Source organism: Corynebacterium comes (assembly GCF_009734405.1).
In the GTDB taxonomy this organism is placed as follows: Bacteria; Actinomycetota; Actinomycetes; order Mycobacteriales; family Mycobacteriaceae; genus Corynebacterium; species Corynebacterium comes.
Genome location: NZ_CP046453.1, coordinates 1,628,065 through 1,649,693, shown reverse-complemented (window position 1 = coordinate 1,649,693; position 21,629 = coordinate 1,628,065). Strand labels below are relative to the sequence as shown.

23 protein-coding genes are annotated in these 21,629 nt (G+C 66.6%); 14 read left to right on the top strand and 9 right to left on the bottom strand.

Translation table 11 applies throughout. The annotated features are described in order from the left end of the window. Positions 1–6: 6 nt before the first annotated feature. Both CETAM_RS07960 and CETAM_RS07955 read left to right on the top strand, forming a co-directional pair. The gene (locus tag CETAM_RS07960) at positions 7–2,865 is read left to right on the top strand and encodes a DNA translocase FtsK (protein WP_156228360.1); all 2,859 of its coding nucleotides are present in this window, start codon (positions 7–9) and stop codon (positions 2,863–2,865) included. Positions 2,866–3,067: 202 nt separating this feature from the next. After that, complete coding sequence (locus tag CETAM_RS07955) at positions 3,068–4,201, top strand: TerC family protein (protein WP_156228359.1); 1,134 nt, start codon at positions 3,068–3,070, stop codon at positions 4,199–4,201. Here the strand turns inward: CETAM_RS07955 and CETAM_RS07950 are convergent, their stop codons facing one another. Then, positions 4,202–4,507 (bottom strand): YciI family protein, encoded by a 306-nt coding sequence (locus CETAM_RS07950; protein ID WP_156228358.1) that lies wholly within the window; start codon positions 4,505–4,507, stop codon positions 4,202–4,204. A gap of 91 nt (positions 4,508–4,598) precedes the next feature. Here CETAM_RS07950 and pgsA point away from each other — a divergent pair, with 91 nt between their 5' ends. The 7 genes from pgsA to CETAM_RS07915 all read left to right on the top strand — a co-directional run bounded on the left by pgsA (position 4,599) and on the right by CETAM_RS07915 (position 10,672). Next, entirely contained in the window at positions 4,599–5,096 is a 498-nt protein-coding gene (gene pgsA / locus CETAM_RS07945; RefSeq protein WP_156229440.1) for a CDP-diacylglycerol--glycerol-3-phosphate 3-phosphatidyltransferase, read from the top strand. Then, positions 5,093–5,575, top strand: a complete 483-nt coding sequence (locus CETAM_RS07940; RefSeq protein WP_156228357.1) for a CinA family protein — start codon at positions 5,093–5,095, stop codon at positions 5,573–5,575. Before pgsA ends, CETAM_RS07940 begins: the two co-directional genes overlap by 4 nt. After that, complete coding sequence (locus tag CETAM_RS07935) at positions 5,575–5,901, top strand: helix-turn-helix domain-containing protein (RefSeq protein WP_156228356.1); 327 nt, start codon at positions 5,575–5,577, stop codon at positions 5,899–5,901. Before CETAM_RS07940 ends, CETAM_RS07935 begins: the two co-directional genes overlap by 1 nt. A gap of 80 nt (positions 5,902–5,981) precedes the next feature. After that, a complete protein-coding gene (locus CETAM_RS07930; RefSeq protein WP_156228355.1) occupies positions 5,982–6,806 on the top strand; it encodes a PspA/IM30 family protein in 825 nt (274 codons plus the stop codon). A 206-nt stretch (positions 6,807–7,012) separates the two neighbouring features. Next, positions 7,013–8,080 carry an iron ABC transporter substrate-binding protein gene (locus CETAM_RS07925; protein WP_156228354.1) on the top strand — a complete coding sequence of 356 codons (1,068 nt, stop codon included), beginning with the start codon at positions 7,013–7,015 and terminating at the stop codon, positions 8,078–8,080. Between the two features lie 76 nt (positions 8,081–8,156). Continuing rightward, positions 8,157–9,668: an ABC transporter permease gene (locus CETAM_RS07920; RefSeq protein ID WP_197085696.1), complete on the top strand. Its 1,512-nt coding sequence runs from the start codon at positions 8,157–8,159 to the stop codon at positions 9,666–9,668. Beyond that, positions 9,665–10,672: an ABC transporter ATP-binding protein gene (locus tag CETAM_RS07915; protein ID WP_156228352.1), complete on the top strand. Its 1,008-nt coding sequence runs from the start codon at positions 9,665–9,667 to the stop codon at positions 10,670–10,672. Before CETAM_RS07920 ends, CETAM_RS07915 begins: the two co-directional genes overlap by 4 nt. A 39-nt stretch (positions 10,673–10,711) precedes the next feature. Here CETAM_RS07915 and CETAM_RS07910 read toward each other — a convergent pair whose 3' ends face one another. The 3 genes from CETAM_RS07910 to CETAM_RS07900 are packed head-to-tail and all read right to left on the bottom strand — an operon-like array spanning position 10,712 to position 12,590. Then, complete coding sequence (locus CETAM_RS07910; protein ID WP_156228351.1) at positions 10,712–11,323, bottom strand: energy-coupling factor transporter transmembrane component T family protein; 612 nt, start codon at positions 11,321–11,323, stop codon at positions 10,712–10,714. Next, complete coding sequence (locus CETAM_RS07905; protein WP_156228350.1) at positions 11,320–12,009, bottom strand: energy-coupling factor ABC transporter ATP-binding protein; 690 nt, start codon at positions 12,007–12,009, stop codon at positions 11,320–11,322. The genes CETAM_RS07910 and CETAM_RS07905 overlap by 4 nt, the downstream gene beginning before the upstream one ends. Continuing rightward, entirely contained in the window at positions 12,009–12,590 is a 582-nt protein-coding gene (locus CETAM_RS07900; RefSeq protein WP_156228349.1) for a biotin transporter BioY, read from the bottom strand. Before CETAM_RS07900 ends, CETAM_RS07905 begins: the two co-directional genes overlap by 1 nt. An 80-nt stretch (positions 12,591–12,670) precedes the next feature. On the opposite strand from CETAM_RS07900, the gene CETAM_RS07895 reads away from it, so the two are divergent. The 3 genes from CETAM_RS07895 (at position 12,671) to recX (ending at position 14,826) form a co-directional block, all read left to right on the top strand. Beyond that, complete coding sequence (locus CETAM_RS07895) at positions 12,671–12,886, top strand: DUF3046 domain-containing protein (protein ID WP_156228348.1); 216 nt, start codon at positions 12,671–12,673, stop codon at positions 12,884–12,886. A gap of 216 nt (positions 12,887–13,102) precedes the next feature. Then, a complete protein-coding gene (gene recA, locus CETAM_RS07890) occupies positions 13,103–14,239 on the top strand; it encodes a recombinase RecA (RefSeq protein WP_156228347.1) in 1,137 nt (378 codons plus the stop codon). Between the two features lie 8 nt (positions 14,240–14,247). Next, positions 14,248–14,826, top strand: a complete 579-nt coding sequence (recX, locus tag CETAM_RS07885) for a recombination regulator RecX (RefSeq protein WP_156228346.1) — start codon at positions 14,248–14,250, stop codon at positions 14,824–14,826. Between the two features lie 73 nt (positions 14,827–14,899). Here recX and CETAM_RS07880 read toward each other — a convergent pair whose 3' ends face one another. From CETAM_RS07880 to gluA, 4 genes are read right to left on the bottom strand one after another with little or no spacing between them, the layout of a single operon-like run. Further along, positions 14,900–15,838, bottom strand: coding sequence for an amino acid ABC transporter permease (locus CETAM_RS07880; protein WP_156228345.1), 939 nt, complete (start codon positions 15,836–15,838; stop codon positions 14,900–14,902). Further along, complete coding sequence (gene gluC / locus CETAM_RS07875; protein ID WP_156228344.1) at positions 15,838–16,524, bottom strand: glutamate ABC transporter permease GluC; 687 nt, start codon at positions 16,522–16,524, stop codon at positions 15,838–15,840. The genes CETAM_RS07880 and gluC overlap by 1 nt, the downstream gene beginning before the upstream one ends. Before the next feature lie 22 nt (positions 16,525–16,546). Further along, entirely contained in the window at positions 16,547–17,419 is an 873-nt protein-coding gene (locus tag CETAM_RS07870; protein WP_156228343.1) for a glutamate ABC transporter substrate-binding protein, read from the bottom strand. 29 nt (positions 17,420–17,448) lie between these two features. Continuing rightward, positions 17,449–18,177: a glutamate ABC transporter ATP-binding protein GluA gene (gene gluA, locus CETAM_RS07865; RefSeq protein ID WP_156229439.1), complete on the bottom strand. Its 729-nt coding sequence runs from the start codon at positions 18,175–18,177 to the stop codon at positions 17,449–17,451. Positions 18,178–18,396: 219 nt separating this feature from the next. Here gluA and miaB point away from each other — a divergent pair, with 219 nt between their 5' ends. Next, positions 18,397–19,920 carry a tRNA (N6-isopentenyl adenosine(37)-C2)-methylthiotransferase MiaB gene (miaB, locus tag CETAM_RS07860; protein ID WP_156228342.1) on the top strand — a complete coding sequence of 508 codons (1,524 nt, stop codon included), beginning with the start codon at positions 18,397–18,399 and terminating at the stop codon, positions 19,918–19,920. Between the two features lie 64 nt (positions 19,921–19,984). Beyond that, on the top strand, positions 19,985–20,611 hold the full coding sequence (locus CETAM_RS07855; RefSeq protein WP_156228341.1) for an Rv2732c family membrane protein: 627 nt from the start codon (positions 19,985–19,987) through the stop codon (positions 20,609–20,611). Here the strand turns inward: CETAM_RS07855 and CETAM_RS07850 are convergent. Next, positions 20,608–21,627, bottom strand: a complete 1,020-nt coding sequence (locus tag CETAM_RS07850; RefSeq protein WP_156228340.1) for a GNAT family N-acetyltransferase — start codon at positions 21,625–21,627, stop codon at positions 20,608–20,610. The two genes, CETAM_RS07855 and CETAM_RS07850, sit on opposite strands and share 4 nt — an antisense overlap. Positions 21,628–21,629: the final 2 nt, after the last annotated feature.

Below are 21,629 nucleotides of genomic sequence, written 5' to 3'. Positions count from 1 at the left end.
GGGGCCATGTCTGTACGAAACTCGGCGCCACGCTCCACCAAGCGCTCCCCGGACCGGGGACGCACGGCTGACCGCACCCGACCCTCGAGCACGACCGGTTCCAAGGGGTCGAAGGCCGCGGTCGCTCCGACATCCGCGTTCCGTGCCGCCGAAACCTCCGAGGAGAGGACCGGCAGTGCTTCTCGTGCTGTCATCGACGGGCTGGGCACCCTCTTCGGGGCGACCGCCCGGGGCATGGGCAACCTCACCCGGGGAGTGGGCAGAAAGCAGAGCGACGACGAAGCGACGAGCAGAGAGGCGGAGAAGACCGTCATCATCGACAAATCCTCAGCCACGGACGACGAAGACTCCCGCCCCGGCGCCGACAAGGACGGCGTCGCCCTCATCCTCATCGGCCTGGCCGCGGTGCTGGGCGCATCGGTGTGGCTGGACATCGCCGGCCCCGTGGGTGAGGCGATCTCCCACGTGACCCACCTGGCGATCGGCGCCGGCGCACTCATTCTGCCGGTGGCTCTCGTCGGCCTGGCGATCGCGCTCATGATGGGCGTGAGCAACGACCCCGGTGATCGACCGCGTATCGCCGTGGGCACCACGCTCATCGTCGTCTCCATGCTCGGCCTGGTCCACGTCTTCGCCGGCAACCCGGTGGACTGGGTGGGACGCAGCACCGCCGGAGGTGCCGTGGGCACCTGGACCGGCGGCACGCTCGCCGCCGGGTTCAGCTCCTATGTCGCGATCCCGCTGCTCATCCTCGTGATCATCTACGGCGCGCTCAAGGTCACCGGCATCACCACCCGGCAGGCTTTCGACTACGCCCGCGAGCTGATCGGTGAGGTCCGTCTGCCGGGTACGGACGACGATGACCGGGATGAAGATCTCTACGGCCACGTGGACGACGACATCGACGACCTCGCCGAGGGGCGCCGGCGTGCGCCCCGACCGGCGGTGCGACCGGCTCCGAAGAAGCGGGCGCTCCCGCGGGCGTCGACAAGCACCCCGCTGGACAACTACCCGGCTGAGCCCGACCACGCCGAGGAGTTCGAACACGACACTCAGCACACGCTCTTCGACACCCCCGTCAAACGTGAACGCACCGACACGGACGAGTTCCCGGCCGTCCATGCCGAGCCGGTCGAGGACGCCGTCGGGCAGTCACGCGAAGCGATACGCCAGGCCATCCTCGCGCGCTCGGGTATCGACGCCGCCGCCGTCCCCGCCACGACCCCGAAGTCCGAGCTCCAGGCAACCCCCGCCCCCGCACCGCGACAGCCGGAGAGCACCACCGACTACCGGCTGCCGAGCACCGATCTGCTCATCGACGGCGAACGGCCCAAGACCCGCACCGAGGCCAATGACCGGATGATCGAGGCGATCACCGACGTCTTCAGCGAGTTCAGCGTCGACGCCACGGTCACCGGTTTCTCGCGTGGTCCGACCGTCACCCGCTACGAGGTTGAACTGGGTCCGGGCGTGAAGGTCTCCAAGATCACCAATCTGCAGTCCAACCTGGCGTATGCCGTGGCGACGGACAACATCCGACTGCTCACCCCGATCCCGGGTAAATCGCTGGTCGGTATCGAGGTACCCAACCTCGACCGGGAAATGGTCCGTCTGGCGGACGTCCTCAACGCGCCCGCCACCCGCGGGAACCACGACTCGATGCTCATCGGTCTGGGCAAGGACATCGAAGGCGATTTCGTCTCCCACTCCGTGCAGAAGATGCCGCACCTGCTCGTCGCCGGTTCCACCGGTTCGGGTAAGTCCGCGTTCATCAACTCCCTGCTCGTGTCGCTGCTCACGCGCGCCACCCCGGAGGAGGTCCGCCTCATTCTCGTCGACCCGAAGATGGTCGAGCTGACCCCGTACGAGGGCATCCCGCACCTGATCACCCCCATCATCACCCAGCCGAAGAAGGCCGCGGCCGCGCTGCAGTGGCTCGTGGAGGAGATGGAGCAGCGCTACATGGACATGAAGTCCGCGCGCGTGCGCCACATCAAGGACTACAACCGCAAGGTCAAGTCCGGTGAGGTCACCACTCCGCCCGGTTCCCAGCGCGAGTACCGGCCGTACCCGTTCATCATCTGTGTCGTCGATGAGCTCGCCGACCTCATGATGACCGCGCCGAAGGAGGTCGAGAACTCCATCGTCCGGATCACCCAGAAGGCGCGTGCCGCCGGCATCCACCTCGTCCTGGCCACCCAGCGCCCCTCGGTGGACGTGGTCACGGGCCTGATCAAGACGAACGTGCCGTCCCGGCTCGCCTTCGCCACTTCCTCCCTCACGGACTCGCGCGTCATCCTCGACCAGGCGGGTGCAGAGAAGCTCATCGGCATGGGCGACGCCCTGTTCATCCCGCAGGGCGCCGGCAAACCCCAGCGACTGCAGGGCGCCTATGTCACCGACGAGGAAGTCTCCGCAGTTGTGGAGGCCGCCAAGCTCCAGGCTCAGCCGAACTACACCGAGGGAGTGACCGAGGACAAGGCCTCCGACACCAAGAAGGAGATCGACGACGACATCGGCAAGGACATCGACGACCTGCTTGAGGCCGTCGAACTCGTCGTCACCTCGCAGCTCGGCTCGACCTCGATGCTGCAGCGCAAGCTGCGCATCGGTTTCGCCAAGGCCGGCCGACTCATGGACCTGATGGAGACCCGAGGTGTCGTGGGCCCCTCCGAGGGATCCAAGGCCCGGGACGTCCTGGTCAAGCCCGACGAACTCGACACCATCCTCTGGATGATCAAGGGCGCCGACCCTGCCGACGCCCCGAAGGAGGCCGGCTGGGAGGACGAGTCCACCCCTGAGGGGGCGGAGGATGACACCCGCATCGTCCAGGCAACCTACAACCCCTCATCAGGGGCGTTCTAGGCCCGGTCCTGCGAAAATCGGTGAGCGGGTGACTGTCCCGGATCGCCGTGTATAGTGTGACCTTGTCATGGAGGGGAGTACCCCATAATCGGCGCGGATCGTCAGCACGGCCCTCGGGCCCGGTCGCGCCGGCCCGCAGGTGATGCGGGTGGGGGAGACCTCCGGTCGTTCATCTACCCAGAAAAGACCGGAGGCATAGATTTTGACTATTCCATTGTGGATCTGGATCGCCACCATCGTGGTGATCCTCGGATTCTTCGTTTTCGACTTCTACAGTCACGTGCGCACCCCGCATGAGCCGACCATCAAGGAATCGGCGGTGTGGACGGGTTTCTACGTCAGCCTCGCCCTGTTGTTCGGCGTGTTCGTCTACTTCATGTGGGATCACGATCACGGCGTCCAGTACTTCACCGGCTATGTGACGGAGAAGGCGCTGAGTGTGGACAACCTCTTCGTCTTCGCGCTCATCATGGGCGCCTTCAAGATCCCCCGTAAGTACCAGCAGAAGGTACTGCTCATCGGCATCGTGCTGGCGCTGGCGTTCCGCCTGGTGTTCATCCTCATGGGTGCCGCGATCATCTCCGCCTGGTCGGACGTGTTCTACCTGTTCGCCATCTTCCTCCTGTGGACGGCCGCCAAGCTGCTGTGGGACGAGGCCACGGACGCCCCGGAGACTGATCCCAACGACATGAAGGTGATCAAGTGGCTGCGCAAGGTCGTGCATGTCACCCCGGGCTATGACGGCGACAAGCTGACCACCCGCTTCCACGGCAAGTTCGCGCTGACCCCGCTGTTCGTCGCCCTGGTGGCTATCGGCCTGGTGGACGTGATGTTCGCCTTCGACTCCATCCCGGCCATCTACGGCATCACCACTGAGCCGTATCTGGTCTTCACCACCAACGCGTTCTCCCTGATGGGCCTGCGCCAGATGTACTTCCTGCTGGACGGCCTGCTCGAGCGTCTGGTCTACCTGCCGTACGGGCTGGGCCTGATCCTGGGGTTCATCGGTGTGAAACTGCTGCTGCATGCGCTGCACGAGAACAACCTGGCGTTCATCAACGGCGGCGAGAACCTCTCCGTACCGGAGATTGCGACGGAGCTGTCCCTGGTGGTCATCGTGGGGATCCTCGTGGTGACGGTGCTGGCGTCCATCTGGCGCAACTACTGGGAGAAGTCCCAGGGTGCCATCGATACCCGCGTCAGCACGGGGGAGTGGGATCACGAGCTCACGGAGGAAGAGAAGTACGAGGCTGACCACCTGGACCTGCCCGCCGATCAGGCGGGGGTCCAGCATGGGTCAACCAGGCTGAGTGAGTTGGATGAGAAGAAGGACTAGCTAGTCCTCATCCGGTGAGCGGAACACGTTGAGAACGGGGTTCCACTCCCGGATGGTGCGACCCGCGAGAGCCTTCTCGCGGGTGAAAGGATCATTGTCCATGATCTCCTCCGCGTCACTGATTGTGGCGGTCTCGGGGAGGCGGATGATGATCAGCGCACCGCCCTGTCCGTCGGTGTAGGGTCCCGAGCCGACGAGCTGGTCCACGGCGCCGAGGGTGGCGAGCCACTCCCGGTGCGCAGGGCGCAGGGCGACGATCTCGGGCGCTTCGTTGGCGTACTGGTAATGGACCGCGAAGTATTTCATACTCAGAAATTCTACTCCGCCGCAGAGGGGTAGGGTGTGTGGCGTGACTGCACCGACGCCCGCGAAGCCCAGCAACTTCAACCTGCCCAACATGTTGACGAGTCTGCGGATCCTGGTCATCCCCCTGTTCCTCTGGCTCGTCCTGACGGACCACATGTGGTGGGCGTTCGGCGTCTTCGTCGCCCTGATGATCACCGACAAACTCGACGGGGACATCGCCCGGGCGCGCAACCTGGTGACGGACTTCGGCAAGATCGCTGATCCGATCGCCGACAAGGCCCTCATGACCGCTGCACTGGTGAGCCTGAACCTCATCGGCGAGCTGCCGGTGTGGATCACCGTGGTGATCCTCATCCGGGAGTTCGGCATCACCGTCTGGCGGATGATCATGCTGCGCCGCGGCCTCGTGGTGCCGGCCTCCAAGGGCGGCAAGATCAAGACGACCCTGCAGGCGATAGCGGTGGGCCTGTACCTGATGCCCCTTCCGGAGTGGACGGATCTGCCCACGTACCTGGTCATGCTCGCCGCCGTCGTGGTCACGGTGTGGACGGGTGTGCAGTACCTCATCGATTCCCGGCGACAGCAGTGAACCTCGTCGACGCCCTGCGGCGCCGCTCCCTCACCGTCGCCTTCTGCGAGTCCCTGACCGCGGGGCTCGCCGCCGCCACCCTCGCCGACACCCCTGGAGCGTCCGACGTGCTGCGAGGCGGCCTGATCACCTATGCCACGGACCTCAAGGGGCTGCTCGCCGGGGTGCCCAGCCATACGCTGCGCACCTACGGCCCGGTGTCCCCGGAGGTGGCCGCCGGGATGGCGGAGGGTGTCCGCGAGGTGTGCCTGGCGGACTGGGGAGTGTCCCTGACCGGCGTGGCGGGACCTGATCCCCAGGACGGGCACCCGGTGGGCGAGGTGTGGATCGGCTACGCGGGGGAGGGCGGGGTCGAGACGGAGAAGCTGAACCTCAGCGGAACGCGCCGTGACATCCGCGAGGCGGCGGTCGACGCGGCGTTGCGGGGGTTGTTGACCCGTGTGGAACAAACCGACCCCGCGGGTCGTTGTAGGGAGTAATGGTTACCACCGCTGTCATTGATACCCCGATCGTTTCCACCCGTCGCGCACCTGAACTTCTGCTCCGGGAGGCACTCGGTGCTGCCCTCCGCTCGTTCCGGGCGGACCAGGGCATCACTTTGCGCGAACTCGCCGAATCCGCCCGCGTCTCCCCGGGCTACCTCTCCGAGCTGGAACGCGGCCGCAAGGAAGTGTCCTCCGAACTGCTGGCCTCGGTCTGTCATGCTCTGGGCACCTCGGTCGCGGATGTCCTCATTGAGGCCGCAGGGTCGATGGCGTTGCAGTCCGTGGCGGAGGATCTCGCCAGCGAGTCCCTCCACGCCTGACTGCGGCCGACGGCATGGAGTCGCGTCCGCTAGCATGGTGGCGTTAACGTTGGACAAAATCTAGGAAGGCCCGATCTGACATGGCTAACCCCTTCGTAAAGGCATGGAAGTACCTCATGGCGCTGTTCGACTCGAAGATCGAGGAGAATGCCGATCCGAAGGTGCAGATTCAGCAGGCCATCGAGGACGCACAGCGGCAGCACCAGGAGCTGTCGCAGCAGGCGGCCGCTGTCATCGGTAACCAGCGTCAGCTGGAGATGCAGCTGAACCGCCGTCTCGGAGAGATTGAGAAGCTCCAGGCGAACACCCGGCAGGCGCTCCAGCTGGCGGACAAGGCGCGCGGCGAGGGCGACGAGAAGAAGGCCCTCGAGTACGAGAACGCCGCCGAGGCTTTCGCTGCCCAGCTGGTCACCGCCGAGCAGTCCGTGGAGGACACCAAGCAGCTCCACGACCAGTCCCTCCAGCAGGCGGCCCAGGCCAAGCAGGCCGTCGAGCGTAACTCGATGGCACTGCAGCAGAAGGTCGCGGAGCGCACCAAGCTGCTCTCCCAGCTTGAGCAGGCCAAGATGCAGGAGAAGGTGTCCGAGTCCCTGCAGTCGATGAACTCCATCACCGCCGGCTCCAGCCCGAACCTGGATCAGGTGCGGGAGAAGATTGAGCGACGTTACGCCAACGCCCTCGGACAGGCCGAGTTGGCCGAGAACTCCGTTGAGGGTCGCATGGCGGAAGTTCAGCAGGCAGGTATCCAGATGGCGGGTCACTCCCGCCTCGAGCAGATCCGCCTCGAGATGCGGGGTACCCATGAGCTCTCCTCGCCGGAGGAAGAGAAGGCCATCGAGGGTGGCGCGACCAACGTCACCGATGACGCCGTGGCCCGCCGCATGCGCGAACTGCGCGGCGAGTAGTCTCCGCCCCCGCCGCGGATGGTGCTGCCACCGCGTATTTTCCCCCGATCGTGGACTCCACGGCCGGGGGTTTTCTTCTGAACGCCTGCAAGCCTTGACCGGAACAATGAGTTAAGGCTAACCTAACCATGTTTTGTTACCGGGGTCACCTCTCGCTTCTGCACAGCGCAGATCAAGGTGCCCGACACCACATGGAGGATTATCAGATGCGTTCTTTCACCCGCATGACCCTGGCAGCGATCGCTTCGGCGGGCGTGATCACCGGCCTGACCGCATGCGCGGACACCGGTTCGGAGGACTCCGCAGACACCACCGGGACGACCTCCGCCGCGTCCGATGACACCCTGGTGATCTATTCCGGCCGCGATGAGAACCTCATCGCGCCGCTCATCGAGCGGTTCGAGGAGGCCACCGGGATCCGGACCGAGGTGCGCTACGGCAGCACCGCGGAACAGGCCCAGCTGCTGATCACCGAGGGGTCCAACAGCCCGGCCGAGGTCTTCCTCTCCCAGGAGGCGGGCGCTCTGGGTCTGGTCGCACAGGAGGGCATGCTCGTGGAGCTGCCGGAAGAGGTCCTCGAGAAGGTGCCCGCCGCCTTCAGCTCCGATGACGGACAGTGGGTCGGCCTCACCGGCCGGGCACGCGTCGTGGCCTACGACGAGGAGACGGTGACCGAGGAGGAGGCTCCGGACACCCTGGCGGAGATGGTCGACCCGAAGTGGGCGGGGGAGATCGCCATCGCCCCCGGCAATGCCTCCTTCCTGTCCTTTGTCACCGCGATCCGTGTGACCGAAGGCGAGGAAGCCGCCCGCGACTTCCTGCAGAAGCTCAAGGACAACGACGTCCAGACCTACGAGAAGAACGGCGACATCCTCGAAGCCGTCAACACCGGCGAGGTCGAGATCGGCCTGATCAACCACTACTACTGGTACCAGTCCGCTGCGGAGGTGGGGGCCGACAACATGCGCGCCCAGCTCAAGTACGGCCAGCCGGGCGACCTCGCCGCGCTGATCAACGCCACCGGAGCAGGGGTGCTGAAGCAGGACACCCAGGATCCGCAGGCCATCGAGTTCATCGAGTACCTGCTCTCTGAGGAGGGGCAGGCGTATTTCGCTGAGGAGACCTTCGAGTATCCTCTGCTCAAGGGCGCTGAAGGCCCGGAGGGTGTGCCTGCGTTCGATGCCGGCGCGAATCCGGACTTCGACCTGTCGGACATGTCGTCCGTGGATGACACCGCCGCACTCATCGACGAGGTTGGCCTGAACATCACCTAGGGCCGACCCCGGGGCAGCGGGCCGACCCCACGTGCGCCTGGCCCGATCGACTCCCCGAACCCAGAAGGATCCGCCCGTGCGAAAGCCCTCACCTGCACTGGTGCTCACGGCGTTGCTGGCCGCTGCCGCGGTGGCAACCCCGCTCGCCTTCCTGTTCAGGGAGCTTCTCGACGCCCCGCCGGAGGCCGTCACGCGCGCCCTCGCCCGGCCCGGCACCTGGGTCCAGGTGGCCAACACCCTCAAGCTCACCCTGGCGGTCACCGCCACCACGCTGGTCCTCGGAGTGTCCACCGCGTTCGCCATCACGCGTCTGCGCCTGGGGGCAGAGCGGTTGTGGTGGCTGGTGGCGACCCTGCCACTGGCGGTGCCCTCCTACGTCGCGGGCATCGCCTGGGTTGACCTCACGCCCCTGCGCGGTTTCACCGGGGCGTGGCTGGTACTGGTCCTGGCCACGACGCCCTATGTCACTCTGCCCGCGGCGGCGGCGTTCCGTCGGGCAGACCGCTCCTACGAGCACGTGGCACGCACGCTCGGCTACGGCCCCGCCCGCAGTTTCGCGGCGATGACCCTGCCCCAGATCGCCCCGGCCGCCGGGGCGGGGGCACTGCTGGTGGCGCTCTACTGCATCGCCGAATTCGGCGTGGTCGCCATCATGCGCTACTCCACGCTCACCACCGCCGTGCAGCAGGCGTTCTCGGGAAGCTTCAACCGGTCGTTGGCCGTGGTGCTCTCGATCATTCTGGTGGCCATGGCCCTGGTCGCCGTGGTCGGCGAGAGGATCGTACGTCGACCCGTCCTCACCACACGCTCGGGGGATGACGCCAACTCACTCATCAGACTGCCCGGCTGGCTCCGTGCTGTCGTCAGCGCCATCCTGCTCGTGGTCTTCGCTGCAGCGGTCCTCCTCCCGCTGACGGCTTTCCTCCTGCGCCTGGGCCTCAGCGTGGCTGAGAACGAGGTTGAGTGGGCACGCATGATCCAGGCCGCCGGCACCACCGTCGCCCTCGGTTTCGGCGGGGCGCTGATCGCCACCGCGATGGCGTTGCCCATCAGCGTGCTCGCCGCCCGTCACCACGGCCGACTCGTGGGCGGCCTGGAGACCATCACGTTCCTGGGACACGGGCTCCCCGGCATCGCCATCGGCCTGTCCATGGTCTACCTTGCCCTGGCGGTTGCCCCGGGCCTCTACCAGACCACCACGTTGATGGTCATCGCCTACGGCATCATGTTCGTGCCCAAGGCCATGGGATCGGCCCGCTCAGCCATCGCCCAGGTACCCACGTCCTACGAGGACGTCGCCCGCACCCTCGGGCGCGGCCCCCGTCAGGTATGGGCCGAGGTGACCTCGAAAATCGCCTGGCCCGGCATCACCGCCGGTGCCCTCATCGTGGCGCTGACCATCATGAAGGAGCTTCCCGCCACACTCATGATGCGACCCATCGGCACCGATACCCTGGCGACCCGTCTGTGGCAGCTCACCGACATCAACGCCTTCGGGGCGGCCGCCCCCTACGCCCTGTTGCTCATCGCCGTGGCGACCATCCCCGCCCTGGCCCTGGCACGTTCCCCGGAAGGACATCGCCGATGACCCCCGCCCTCTCCATCACCGGACTCAGCGTGGCTTATGGCCATCGGGCGACGCCGGTGCTCCGGGACATCTCCCTGGACCTGCCCACCGGAGAACTCATGGCGGTACTCGGCCCCAGCGGCTGCGGGAAGACGACCCTGCTGCGCGTGATCGCCGGACTGCTGCCGGCCACGTCCGGCACCGTCGAACTGGCCGGCCGCGAGGTCACCACCCTCGCGCCCGAGAAGCGGCGTGTGGGTCTGGTTCCGCAGGAGGCCGCGTTGTTCCCCCACCTGAGCATCGCGGAGAACATCGCCTTCGGGATCAAGAGGACGCCTGCTGCCCGGCGCCGTGCCCGGGTGGCGGAGTTGATGGAGCTGGTGGACGTCACCGCTCTGGCGGACCGCAGGCCCTCCCAGGTCTCCGGTGGTCAGGCGCAACGTGTGGCGCTGGCGCGTGCGTTGGCGCCCTCCCCGGACCTGGTGCTTCTCGATGAACCTTTCTCCGCGCTCGACGCCGCCCTGCGCACCCGTCTGCGTCAGGATGTGGCGGCGATCCTCCGCGCGGCCGGAACCGCGGCGGTCATCGTCACCCACGACCAGGACGAGGCGTTGTCGATGGCGGACTTCGTCGCCGTCCTCCGCGCGGGGGAGGTCGCGCAGTCGGGCAGCCCGGGCGCGCTCTATGCCGAACCCGCTGATGCGTGGGTCGCAAACTTCCTGGGCAGCTGCGCGATCCTGGACGACGGCCGTGTGCTGCGCCCCGAGCAGATCCGTCTCACCGACGCAGCTGCCACGGACGTGCACAATGCGACGCTCTCCTTCGACGCGCAGGTCGTCCACGTTGAGTTCTTCGGCCATTCCACGCTCTATCAGCTGCGGCCCGGACGGGGTCTGAGACTGGCTCCGCAGGACACGCGGGCCGGGCTGATGTTCGCCCGGGAGCTGGGATCCCCGCGTTTCGTGTCGGGCCAGGAGGTGGTTGCCTCGGTGGCGGCCGAGCTTCCCTTCGTTCCCCTCGGGTAGCTGCGCGCCTCTACAGACGGGGTGAGCGCGGGGAAGAGGTCAGTCCGCGACACCCCGGGCGATGAGCGCCTCCGCCAGGAGCCGACCGCGTCGGATGGAGCGGATGAGAACGGGCGTGCCGAACGCGGTGATGGAGAAGCCCGCGCCCCTGGCCTTCCGCGCCGCCAACACCTCATTGACCGTGGCCAGCTGGAGGGGAATGAGACGGATGGTCAGCGAGACCGCCAGGGAGATGGTCTCCACCGGTAGCCCGAAGCGCCCGAAGGGGGACAGGCCCTTCTCGATGGCCGTCATGAGCTCAATGATCGTGGTGGTCAGGGTGAGCAGCGTCGCAGCCGCCACCGAGGCGAACAGCACGATGACGGTGGTCAGTGCGAAGGGGAGTCCGCGCTGCCACCACTGGAAGGCGCCGAGCACCAGCAGCACGGGCAGCACCGGAGAGGTCTGCCCGACGGCGATCCGCAGCGGCACGCGCGCGATGACGTAGCCCACCGCGACCAGTCCCAGCCACCCGGTGGCGACCAGGGGAGTCTCCACCACCAGGGTGGACGCCAGGATGAACCCGAGCAACGCCAGGAACTTCCCGCCGGCGGGGGCCCGGTGGATCAGGGTTCGGCCGGGCAGATGAACGCCGAGGGGGATGCTCCTCATGACAGCATCAGGGCCCGGTAGTGATCGCACACCTCGCGGGGCGCACCGTCGGCGATGACGTGACCATTGTCCAGGCAGATGACGCGGTCGAAGCCCTCGAGGATCTCCAGGTCGTGTGTGACCACGATGAGCTGCTGGTCCAGGAGGGCGAATTCGCGGGCGATCCGGGCCCGGTTGCGCAGGTCAAGCAGCGTGGTCGGTTCGTCGGCGATGATCAGCTCCGGCTCCATGACAAGCACCGCGGCGAGCGCGAGAAGCTGCTTCTGGCCACCGGAGAGGGTATGGGGGGAGGCGTCGGCGAAGGATGTGAGACCGAAACGGTCGAGGGCGGCGTCGATACGCGCGTCCCGTTCGGTGCGGGAGAGCTTCAGGCGACGGAGGGAGAAGGCGACGTCATCACGCACCTGGGGCATGACGATCTGGTTCTCGGCGTCGGAGAAGACGAAGCCGACCCGGCGGCGGATCTCCCGGCCGTGCCTGTCGACGTCCCTTCCGTCCACGCTCACCCGTCCGGCTGTGGGGGAGCCGAGGCCGTTGATGAGGCGGGCGAGGGTGGACTTGCCTGAGCCGTTGGAGCCGATGATGCCGATGCGGTGCTCGGTGAGCTTCAGGTTGATCTGGTCCAGTGTGGGCCACGCATCCCCGTCGAAGGTGACGGAGACGTCCTCGAAAATGATGTCCGGCATTATTTCCGGCGGGAGAGCAGGTCCGGGAAGGCGGCGTGGATGCCGAGGGCGATGACGACCATGACCGCGAACTTCGCCACGTCCGGGATGAGGAAGGCGCCCTGGGCGACGACGGCCTCGGTGAAGCTCATGCCGGCACGCCAGACCAGGCCGAGGGAGCCGGAGAGGTACTGCAGGAGCAGTCCGACGGCGGCGGCGACGGAGAACCATACGGCTTGAACCGCCCTGTTCCGGGCGGGTGCGCGGTAGGCGATCGCACCCGCGACGCCCGCGGACACGAGGTAGCCGACGAGGTAGCCGACGGTCGGGCCGGCGAGTGCGGCGAGGGTGGTGCGGCCCCCGGCGAGCACCGGCAGGCCGATGAGGCCGAGGAAGAGGAAGAGTGCAGCGGCCAGGAAACCGCGTCGGCCACCGAGCACCAGACCGGCGAGGACGATGGCCGCGTTCTGGAGCACGATCGGCACACCGGCCGCACCAATAGGGATGGAGACGAAGGCCAGCACGATGATCAGTGCGGCGAACACCGCGATGTAGGCCAGGTCCTGGACGCTGGTTCGCGAGGTGCGGGATGTGGTGGTCATGGGTGATCACATTATCATTGAACGGTGTTCAGTCTGGTGCGGGGGAGGCCTGTGGACAAGTGTCCCGGTAATATGCGGGCATGCGACTGACGGAATTCCATCAGCTCCTCGAGGACGAGTTCGGACGGCCCCAGGCACGTTTCCTCGTACATTCCCATGTCCTGGTCTCGAGCGGGCGCACGCCTGAGCAGCTCATCGACGACGGCGCTGACATGCGTAAAGTCTGGCTCGAGCTGTGTGACGACTTCGACGTTCCGGAGGATCGCCGACTGGGCAGGGACATGCCCGGCCAGTGACGTTGCCTTCGAACAGATGTGCGTGTATCTTCGAACTCGACGCACCTTGTGTCCCACCCTGTGGATACTGTGAGGCCAGAAATCGTGACGGAGGGTGACTCTCCGGCTGCCGGGAGCTTTATGCAGGTGGCCGGGGTCTAAGAGGGTGTGGACACTCTCACACACGAGCAACCTACCGACGTCACCACTGACCACCCAACAGAAGGAAACGCCACCATGGCAACCAAGAAGAAGGCCACCGCCGCCAAGGGCGATGACCGGCAGAAGGCTCTCGACGCCGCGCTGGCGATGATCGAGAAGGACTTCGGCAAGGGCGCCGTCATGCGCCTCGGCGACGAGAACCGCCCGCCGATCCAGGTCATCTCCTCGGGCAACACGGCGATTGACGTCGCCCTGGGCATCGGCGGCTTTCCCCGTGGCCGCGTCGTCGAGATCTACGGCCCGGAATCCTCCGGCAAGACGACCGTCGCGCTGCACGCCATCGCCCAGGCACAGAAGGCCGGCGGCATCGCCGCGTTCATCGACGCCGAACACGCCCTTGACCCCGACTACGCCAAGAAGCTCGGCGTGGACACCGACAACCTCCTGGTCTCCCAGCCGGACACCGGCGAGCAGGCACTGGAGATCGCCGACATGCTGGTGCGTTCCGGTGCCATCGACATCCTCGTCATCGACTCCGTCGCGGCGCTGACCCCGAAGGCCGAGATCGAGGGCGAGATGGGTGACAGCCACGTCGGCCTGCAGGCCCGCCTGATGAGCCAGGCGCTGCGCAAGATGACCGGTGCGCTGCACACGTCGAACACCACCGCCATCTTCATCAACCAGCTGCGCGAGAAGATCGGTGTCATGTTCGGCTCCCCGGAGACCACCACCGGCGGAAAGGCGCTGAAGTTCTACTCCTCGATCCGCCTGGACGTGCGTCGTATCCAGACGCTCAAGGACGGCCAGGACGCCATCGGTAACCGCACCCGCGTCAAGGTCGTCAAGAACAAGGTCTCCCCGCCGTTCAAGATCGCCGAGTTCGACATCATGTACGGCGAAGGCATCTCCCGCGAGTCCTCCATCATCGACATGGGAGTGGAGAACGGCATCGTGAAGAAGTCCGGTTCCTGGTTCACCTACGAGGGCGACCAGCTCGGCCAGGGCAAGGAGAAGGCCCGTCTGCTGCTCAAGGAGACCCCGGAGCTTTCCGATGAGATCGAGCGGAAGATCTTCGCCAAGCTCGGCATCGGCCCGGAGGCCGCCAACGCCGCGAACGCTCTCAGTGATGATCCGGTCGATATGGTGCCCAACGTCGACTTCGAGGATGACGAAGAGGACGAGGCCGACGTCGCGGCAGGCGCCGCCGAGTAGAGGGTGCCATGACCAGCCAGGAGGAGAAGATCGCCCGTCTGAAACGGGCGATAGCCGAGTTCACCCCGGGGCAGTTCGACCAGGAGGCGGAGAAGACCAAGGCAACCGTGCGCAAGCGCGCGCTCGGGCTCCTCGACGCCCGTGCCCGCTCCCGGCATGAGCTCCGCGGCCGACTCCTCGACGCCGAGTTCGACCCGGTGGTCGTGGAGGACGTCCTCGACGACCTGGCTGCCGTCAACCTGATCAACGACGCCGACTTCGCCCACGAATGGGTCCGGCAGCGTCACGCACGCCGCGGTAAGTCCACCCGGGTGCTGGATCAGGAGCTGCGCGACAAGGGGGTCGACGCAGCCACCCGTGCCGTTGCCCTCGATCAGATCGACGCCGCCGACGAGGAGACCACCGCCCGGGCCCTCGCGGAGAAGAAGGCCCGGACCATCCGGGAGGTTCCGGCGGACCGGGCAGACACCGACAAGGCGCTGCGGCGCATCGTCGGGGTGCTGGCACGTCGGGGCTTCCCCCAGTCCATGAGTCTGCGTATCGCCCGCGAGGCGCTGGATGCGCGCACCGCGGAGCTCGGCAGATAGCCCGCGCGGCAAGCAGGCGATGAACAGGACCGCCGCACCCGGAAAGGTGCGGCGGTCCTGTTGTGGGCGGGGCCTACTGGCCCGGGTTCTTGATCTCGACGTAATCAGGGTCGTGCCAGTCGACGTTGACGTTGTCCTTGGTGTCCAGACCCTGGTCCGCGTGCTCCGGGACCTTCGCCAGGATGTTGCGACGGGCGCGGCCGGCACGCAGCTGGCGTTCGATGCGCTGCGCCAGGGAGGTCAGTGCCCAGTTGATGAGGATCATGATGATCGCGACGACCGTCAGCGAGGCCAGGAAGTTCTGGTTGACCGACGCGGACTGGATGCCGGAGCGGACGACCTCGACGTAGCCGATCTGGTAGCCGAGCGCGGAATCCTTCAGCGCGATGACCATCTGGGCGATCAGGGCCGGGAGCATGGCGGCGACGGCCTGCGGCAGGAGGATCGACCACATGGTCTGCCGGTGAGAGAGCCCCAGGGCGCGTGCCGCCTCAGTCTGTCCCTTGGGCAGGGATTTGATGCCGGAGCGCAGGATCTCGGCGATGACTGAGCCGTTGTACATGGTCAGGCCGAAGACCACCGCAGCGAAGGCGAGCTGCCTCGGCGGCACCATGTTGTACACGGCGAAGAGCTGGTACGCGAAGATCATCAGCAGCAGCACCGGGATGGCGCGGAAGAACTCGACGATCACGGCACAGATCCAGCGCAACCACGCCTGCTCGGACAGTCGCCCCAGACCCAGCAGGACACCGAGGACCATCGCCAGGATGATGGAGACGAACGCCGATCTCAGGGTTCCCCACAGGCCGGGCAGGATGTAGGTCTGCCAGGTCTGGGAGTCGGTGAACGGGGTCCACTTCGCGGCCTCGAGCTGGCCGTTGTTGTTCAGGGTCCACATCACCCAGCCGACGATGAGCACAGTGACTGCCGCAGCGAGGATGGTGAAGAGGGTGTTGGCGCGGCGGCCGCGGGGACCGGGGGCGTCATAAAGCACTGTGGCGCGTACGGACATTATTTCCTCACCGCCATGCGGTTGGCCAGCTGGCCGAGGGCCAGGCCGGTGGGCAGGGTCAGGATGATGAAGCCCAGGGCGAAGATGGCGAACACCACGAACAGCATGTTGGCGTGGTTCTCGATGGTGGACTTCATCAGCAGGGAGGCCTCGGCGACGCCGATCGCGGAGGCGATGGTGGTGTTCTTCGTCAGGGCGATGAGGGTGTTGCCCAGGGGCACGATCGCGGCGCGCACGGCCTGGGGGAAGACAATGTTGCCGAAGGTCTGACTGAAGGTCAGGCCCAGGGAACGCGCGGCCTCCGCCTGCCCGAAATGCACGGTGTTGATGCCCGAGCGCAGGGACTCCGACACGAATGCCGAGGTGTAGAGCACGAAACCGAGCACCGCGAGGCGGAAGTTGTTGTCCACCAGGAAGGTGGAAGATGATCGGTCGGCCAATTCCAGACCGAGGTTCTGGTACAGGCCGAAGGAACAGAAGATGATGATCAGGGTCAGCGGGGTGTTTCGCACCGTGTTGATGTAGAACGTGGCGATGCCCCGCATGATGCCGACCGGCGAGACCCTCATGGCGGTGAGGATGGTGCCCAGGATCATGGAGCCGATCGCGGAGTAGATCGTCAGCTGAATGGTCAGCCAGAAGGCCGGCCACAGCCGGGGACCGAGGTCGGCCCAGAGTGTGCTCATGGGGTCTCTCCCTGTCCGCCGATTATTCGCTGATGAAGGACAGGTCGCCCGGAGTGCCCGGGGCGACGGCCTCGTCGCCACCGAGGTTCTTCTGCAGCAGGGTGGCGAACTCGCCCGACTCATGCAGCTGGTTCAGGGCCGCGTTGATGGCGTCGGTACCCTCGGCGTCGTCCTTGGCCAGGCCGATGCCGTAGTACTCGTTGGTGAAGGGCTCACCGTCGCGTTCCATCTCGATGACCTTGAACTGGCCCGGTGCCTGCGCGGAATAGCCGAGGAGGATGGTGGCGTCGGTGGTCATCGCGTCGATGTTGCCCTGACGCAGCGCCTCGACGCAGGAGGAGTAGGTGTCGTATTCCTGGAGCTGGACACTCGGCAGGGCATCCTTGACCTTCTGCGCCGGGGTGGAGCCGGTGACGGAGCAGAGGATCTTGCCGTCGAGGCTGGCCAGGTCGGTGACCTCTGTCTCGTCCTCCCGAACGAGGAGTGCCTGGTGGGTGACCAGGTAGGGGCCGCCGAAGTTGACGGACTCGGAACGGCCCTTGTTGATGGAGTAGGTCGCGGCGATGAGGTCGACCTCGCCGTTCTGGATGAGGGTCTCACGCTGGGCGGAGGGGGTCTCGCGCCAGGAGATCGTGGGCTGCTCCCAGCCGTTCTCCTCCGCGATCTGGTTGACCACGTACTCGGCGATGTCCACGTCCAGGCCGGACATGGAGCCGTCCGGGTTGCGCAGGCCCAGGCCCGGCTGGTCGTACTTGGTGCCGATGGTCACGTCGCCGGACTCGATGGCGGCGAGCATGCTGTCGCCGCCCGAGGAGCCACCGCAGGCGGCGAGGGTCACGCCCGCGAGGACGACCGTGGAGGTGATCGCGGACAGTCGGAGAATGTTGCGTTTCATTGTGTTTTGTTTCCTTTGGAGTAGAGGTTCTAGTGGGAGAGGATCTTGCCCAGGAAGTCCTTGGCGCGGTCCGTCTTCGGGTTGCTGAAGAACTCGTCGGGGGTGGAGTCCTCGACGATCGCCCCGTCAGCCATGAACAGGACACGGTCGGCGGCCTTCCGGGCGAACCCCATCTCGTGGGTGACCACCACCATCGTCATGCCTTCCTTGGCCAGGGCGGACATGACGTCCAGGACCTCGTTGACCATCTCGGGGTCGAGGGCGGAGGTCGGCTCGTCGAAGAGCATGACCTTCGGGCTCATGGCCAACGCCCGCGCAATGGCCACGCGCTGCTGCTGGCCGCCGGAAAGCTGCGCGGGGTATTTCTCCGCCTGGTTGGCGATGCCCACCCGTTCCAGCAGCTCCATGGCCCGCTTCTCGGCCTCGGCCTTCTTCATCTTGCGCACCTTCATCGGACCGAGGGCGACATTGTTCTTGATGGTCAGGTGAGGAAAGAGGTTGAAGGACTGGAACACCATGCCGACATCGGCACGGAGTCTGGCCAGCTCGCGGCCCTCCTCGGGCAGGAGGATGCCGTCGATCTCAATGGTGCCTTCTTCGATGGTCTCGAGGCGGTTGATGGTGCGGCACAGCGTGGATTTGCCGGATCCGGACGGGCCTAGCACCACAACGACCTGGCCCCGGGGCACCTCAAGGTTGATGTCCTTGAGCGCCTGGAAGTCATCGAAGTACTTCTGCACGTCCTGCATCCGGATCATGGGCGTGTTCCGGGGAACGCGATCCGACTCGGGTGTGGTCTGGGTCATATGTTGATCTTAGGCACAGCCAAGGTGAACTGATGTGACTTTCGGTCACATTTCTGAGACGACGCACGGCCTGTCAGGCACGACGTCGTTTCCGCCCTGAACGCCACCGGGGCAGGCGCGGCCGAGGCGGGAGTTGGGTCACCGAGCAGGGGAAAGCTACAATGACGACCCGTGAACACCCCCGTGGAGACCCCCGTGACCGCCCCCGCGAAAACCTATGAGGTCCGCACCTTCGGCTGCCAGATGAACGTGCACGATTCCGAGCGACTGTCCGGACTGCTCGAGGAGGCCGGATACTCGGCCGTGCCGAAGGATGTGGACGCTGACCTGGTTGTCTTCAACACCTGCGCGGTGCGGGAGAACGCCGACGAGAAGCTCTACGGCACCCTCGGAAACCTCAAGGCCACCAAGGACAGGCATCCGGGCATGCAGATCGCCGTCGGCGGCTGCCTGGCGCAGAAGGACCGCGACACCGTCGTATCCCGGGCCCCGTGGGTGGACGTGGTTTTCGGCACACACAACATCGGCTCGTTGCCGACCCTGCTCGAGCGTGCCCGCCACAACGAGTCCGCCCAGGTGGAGATCGTCGAGGCCCTCGAGGCCTTCCCGTCGGTGCTGCCCGCCAAACGTGAATCGGCCTACGCCGGCTGGGTCTCCGTCTCCGTGGGCTGCAACAACACCTGCACCTTCTGTATCGTCCCCAGCCTGCGCGGCAAGGAGATCGACCGGCGTCCCGGCGACATTCTCGCGGAGGTGCAGGCGCTCGTCGATCAGGGCGTGACCGAGGTGACCCTGCTGGGCCAGAACGTCAACGCCTACGGCGTGAACTTCGCTGACCCGGACCTGGGGCGGGACCGTTCGGCTTTCTCGAAGCTGCTCCGTGCCTGCGGCAGGATCGAGGGCCTGGAGCGCCTGCGCTTCACCTCGCCGCATCCGGCCGAGTTCACCTCCGACGTCATCGACGCCATGGCGGAAACCCCCGTCGTCTGCCCGCAGCTGCACATGCCGCTGCAGTCGGGCTCGGACAAGGTGCTCAAGGAGATGCGCCGTTCCTACCGTTCGACGAAGTTCCTCGCCATCCTCGACGAGGTCCGGGCGAAGATCCCCCATGCCTCCATCACCACCGACCTCATCGTCGGTTTCCCCGGCGAGACCGAGGAGGACTTCCAGGCCACCCTGGACGTGGTGGAGAAGGCCCGCTTCACCTCCGCCTACACCTTCCAGTATTCACCGCGTCCCGGCACCCCGGCCGCCGGGTACGACAACCAGGTGCCCAAGGAGGTCGTCCAGGAGCGTTTCGAGCGACTCGTCGCCCTGCAGGATCGCATCGCGGAGGTGGAGAACGCCGCTCTCGTGGGCACCGGGGTGGAACTGCTCGTCCAGGCGGAGGGGCGCAAGAAGACCGGCCGCATGACCGGCCGCGCCCGCGACGGCCGCCTCGTGCACTTCCGTCCGGAAGGCGCGGTCGACCGGGACATCCGCCCCGGTGACGTGGTCACCACCACGATCACCGATTCCGCCCCGTACTTCCTGCTTGCCGACGCCCCCGTCACCTCCCACCGCCGCACCCTCGCCGGCGACATGTCCGCCGCGGGCCGGGTCCCCACAACCGAACCCATCGGCGTCGGCCTCGGCCTGCCGGGATTCGGTGCTCCCGCCGCGGCACCCGCCACGGCCGACTCCTGCGGCTGCTGACCTGTCCCGCATCAGGGGTAATGTGGGACCCGTCGCCCGAAACCTCTGAGGAGAAACCACCACCGTGAGTGAACCCACCAGCACCGACCTCGCCCTCCGGGAGCGGCGCGCAGCCACCCACCTGGTCCTGGGCAGGCAGCTCTGGCTGTTCGTCGCAGCTCTCGTCATCTACGTGGTCTCGCTTTTCCTGCCCCAGGCCGGCGAGGTCCGCGGCTTCGAGGTCCTTCTCCAGCTCGAGCCGGCGCAGGAGGCGGGGATCAAGATCACCGAGTACGTTTACGCCCTCCTGATCTTCCTCGGTGTCGGTGTGCTCACCCCGCTGCTGCTGATCACCCGACGCAGCGCCGTCGCGGCGATGGCCTGGATGCTCACCACCGTCGGCCTGGCTTATTCCATCTTCGCCATCTGGCTGCGCCAGACCCGTAGCAGTGCCGACGACGGGGTCGAGATGAACATCGGCTTCTGGCTCTCGGTCCTCGCGGTGACGTTGGCGTTCTTCGGGTTCGCCTTCGTGGTCATGCGCCGGAGCCCCGAGCAGGCAGAGATCGCCCAGGCCCGCGCGGAGTCCGACAACCTCGATGAGGTGGGGCGCCTGCAGCAGAACGCCAACGTCGCGGTGGAGAGCAATCCGCTGCTCATCGACGACCGCCGCGCCCGGGCCACCGAACGCCACCGGCCGAAGCAGGACTAGAGCCTCAGCTGCCAGCCTGATCCGCCGCTGACCACGCGCCAGCCCAGCTGCCGGTTGATCTCGATCATCCAGGGGTTCCCGGTGGCGTTCGAGGTGTAGACACGACGCACGCCGGGCAGCGCGCGGGCCGCCTGCCGCAGGACCTCACGCTTGAGGTTGAGGCCGTGGCCCCTGCCCCGGGCCTGCGGCGCAACGATGGTGATGCCCTGCTCGGCCACCTCCGGTTCCGAACCCGGGAAGCGGGTGATCTCGCTGATTCCGATCACGCCCTCCCCGTCCGAGAGCACCACGCTGACCATCTCCCGGTTGGTGTCGACCACCCGCTGGGCGGCGGCACTCAGGCGCCCCGGGGTCCAGTCGACGGGGTCGGCGTCCAGTCCGCCGGTGGGCACGTCGATGGAGGCCTGCCGGTAGAGGGCTATGACGCCGTCGACGAGCGGGGAAGGGAAGGCGAGGTTGCGGACCACATCGACGCGGACGGACGGCGGCCACGTCGGCTCCGGCACCCCCACTGACACGAACCCCTGAATTTCGCTCAGGCCGAGCTCATAGCCGCGGCCCCGGAGAAGAGCTGCCCAGTCGCCGCTTCCGGGCGCCTCCTCGGCGGAGTGCAGCAGCCAGGTCTGCACGACCGACCGGCCCAACCGCGCGGCGATGGCCTCGGCCTCCGCGTACAGCAGTCCGAGCACCTCGCGGCCCTCCGGTTCCAGGGGCTCGCCGGGGAGGGGGAGATGGGCGGCGTCGAGAATGATCTCCGCGTCCACGACGTGGGTGTCCTCGAGCAGGGGAGTGCTCACCAGGAGGTACCCCGCGTAGTCCTCCTCCGGATCCAGCTCCAGAGCGTAGGCGAGGGTGTCGTATTCGACGGAGCCGCGCAGGCGGTGCTGGACGCGCTCGACCGAGGTGGAGGAGGCCGAGTCACCGGTCACCTCCTGGGCGGCGAGGTTGGCCAGGAAGACCAGGTTACGGACGTCATCGGCCGGTTCCGTCCCCGGAACCGGCCGATCGAGTGCCACAA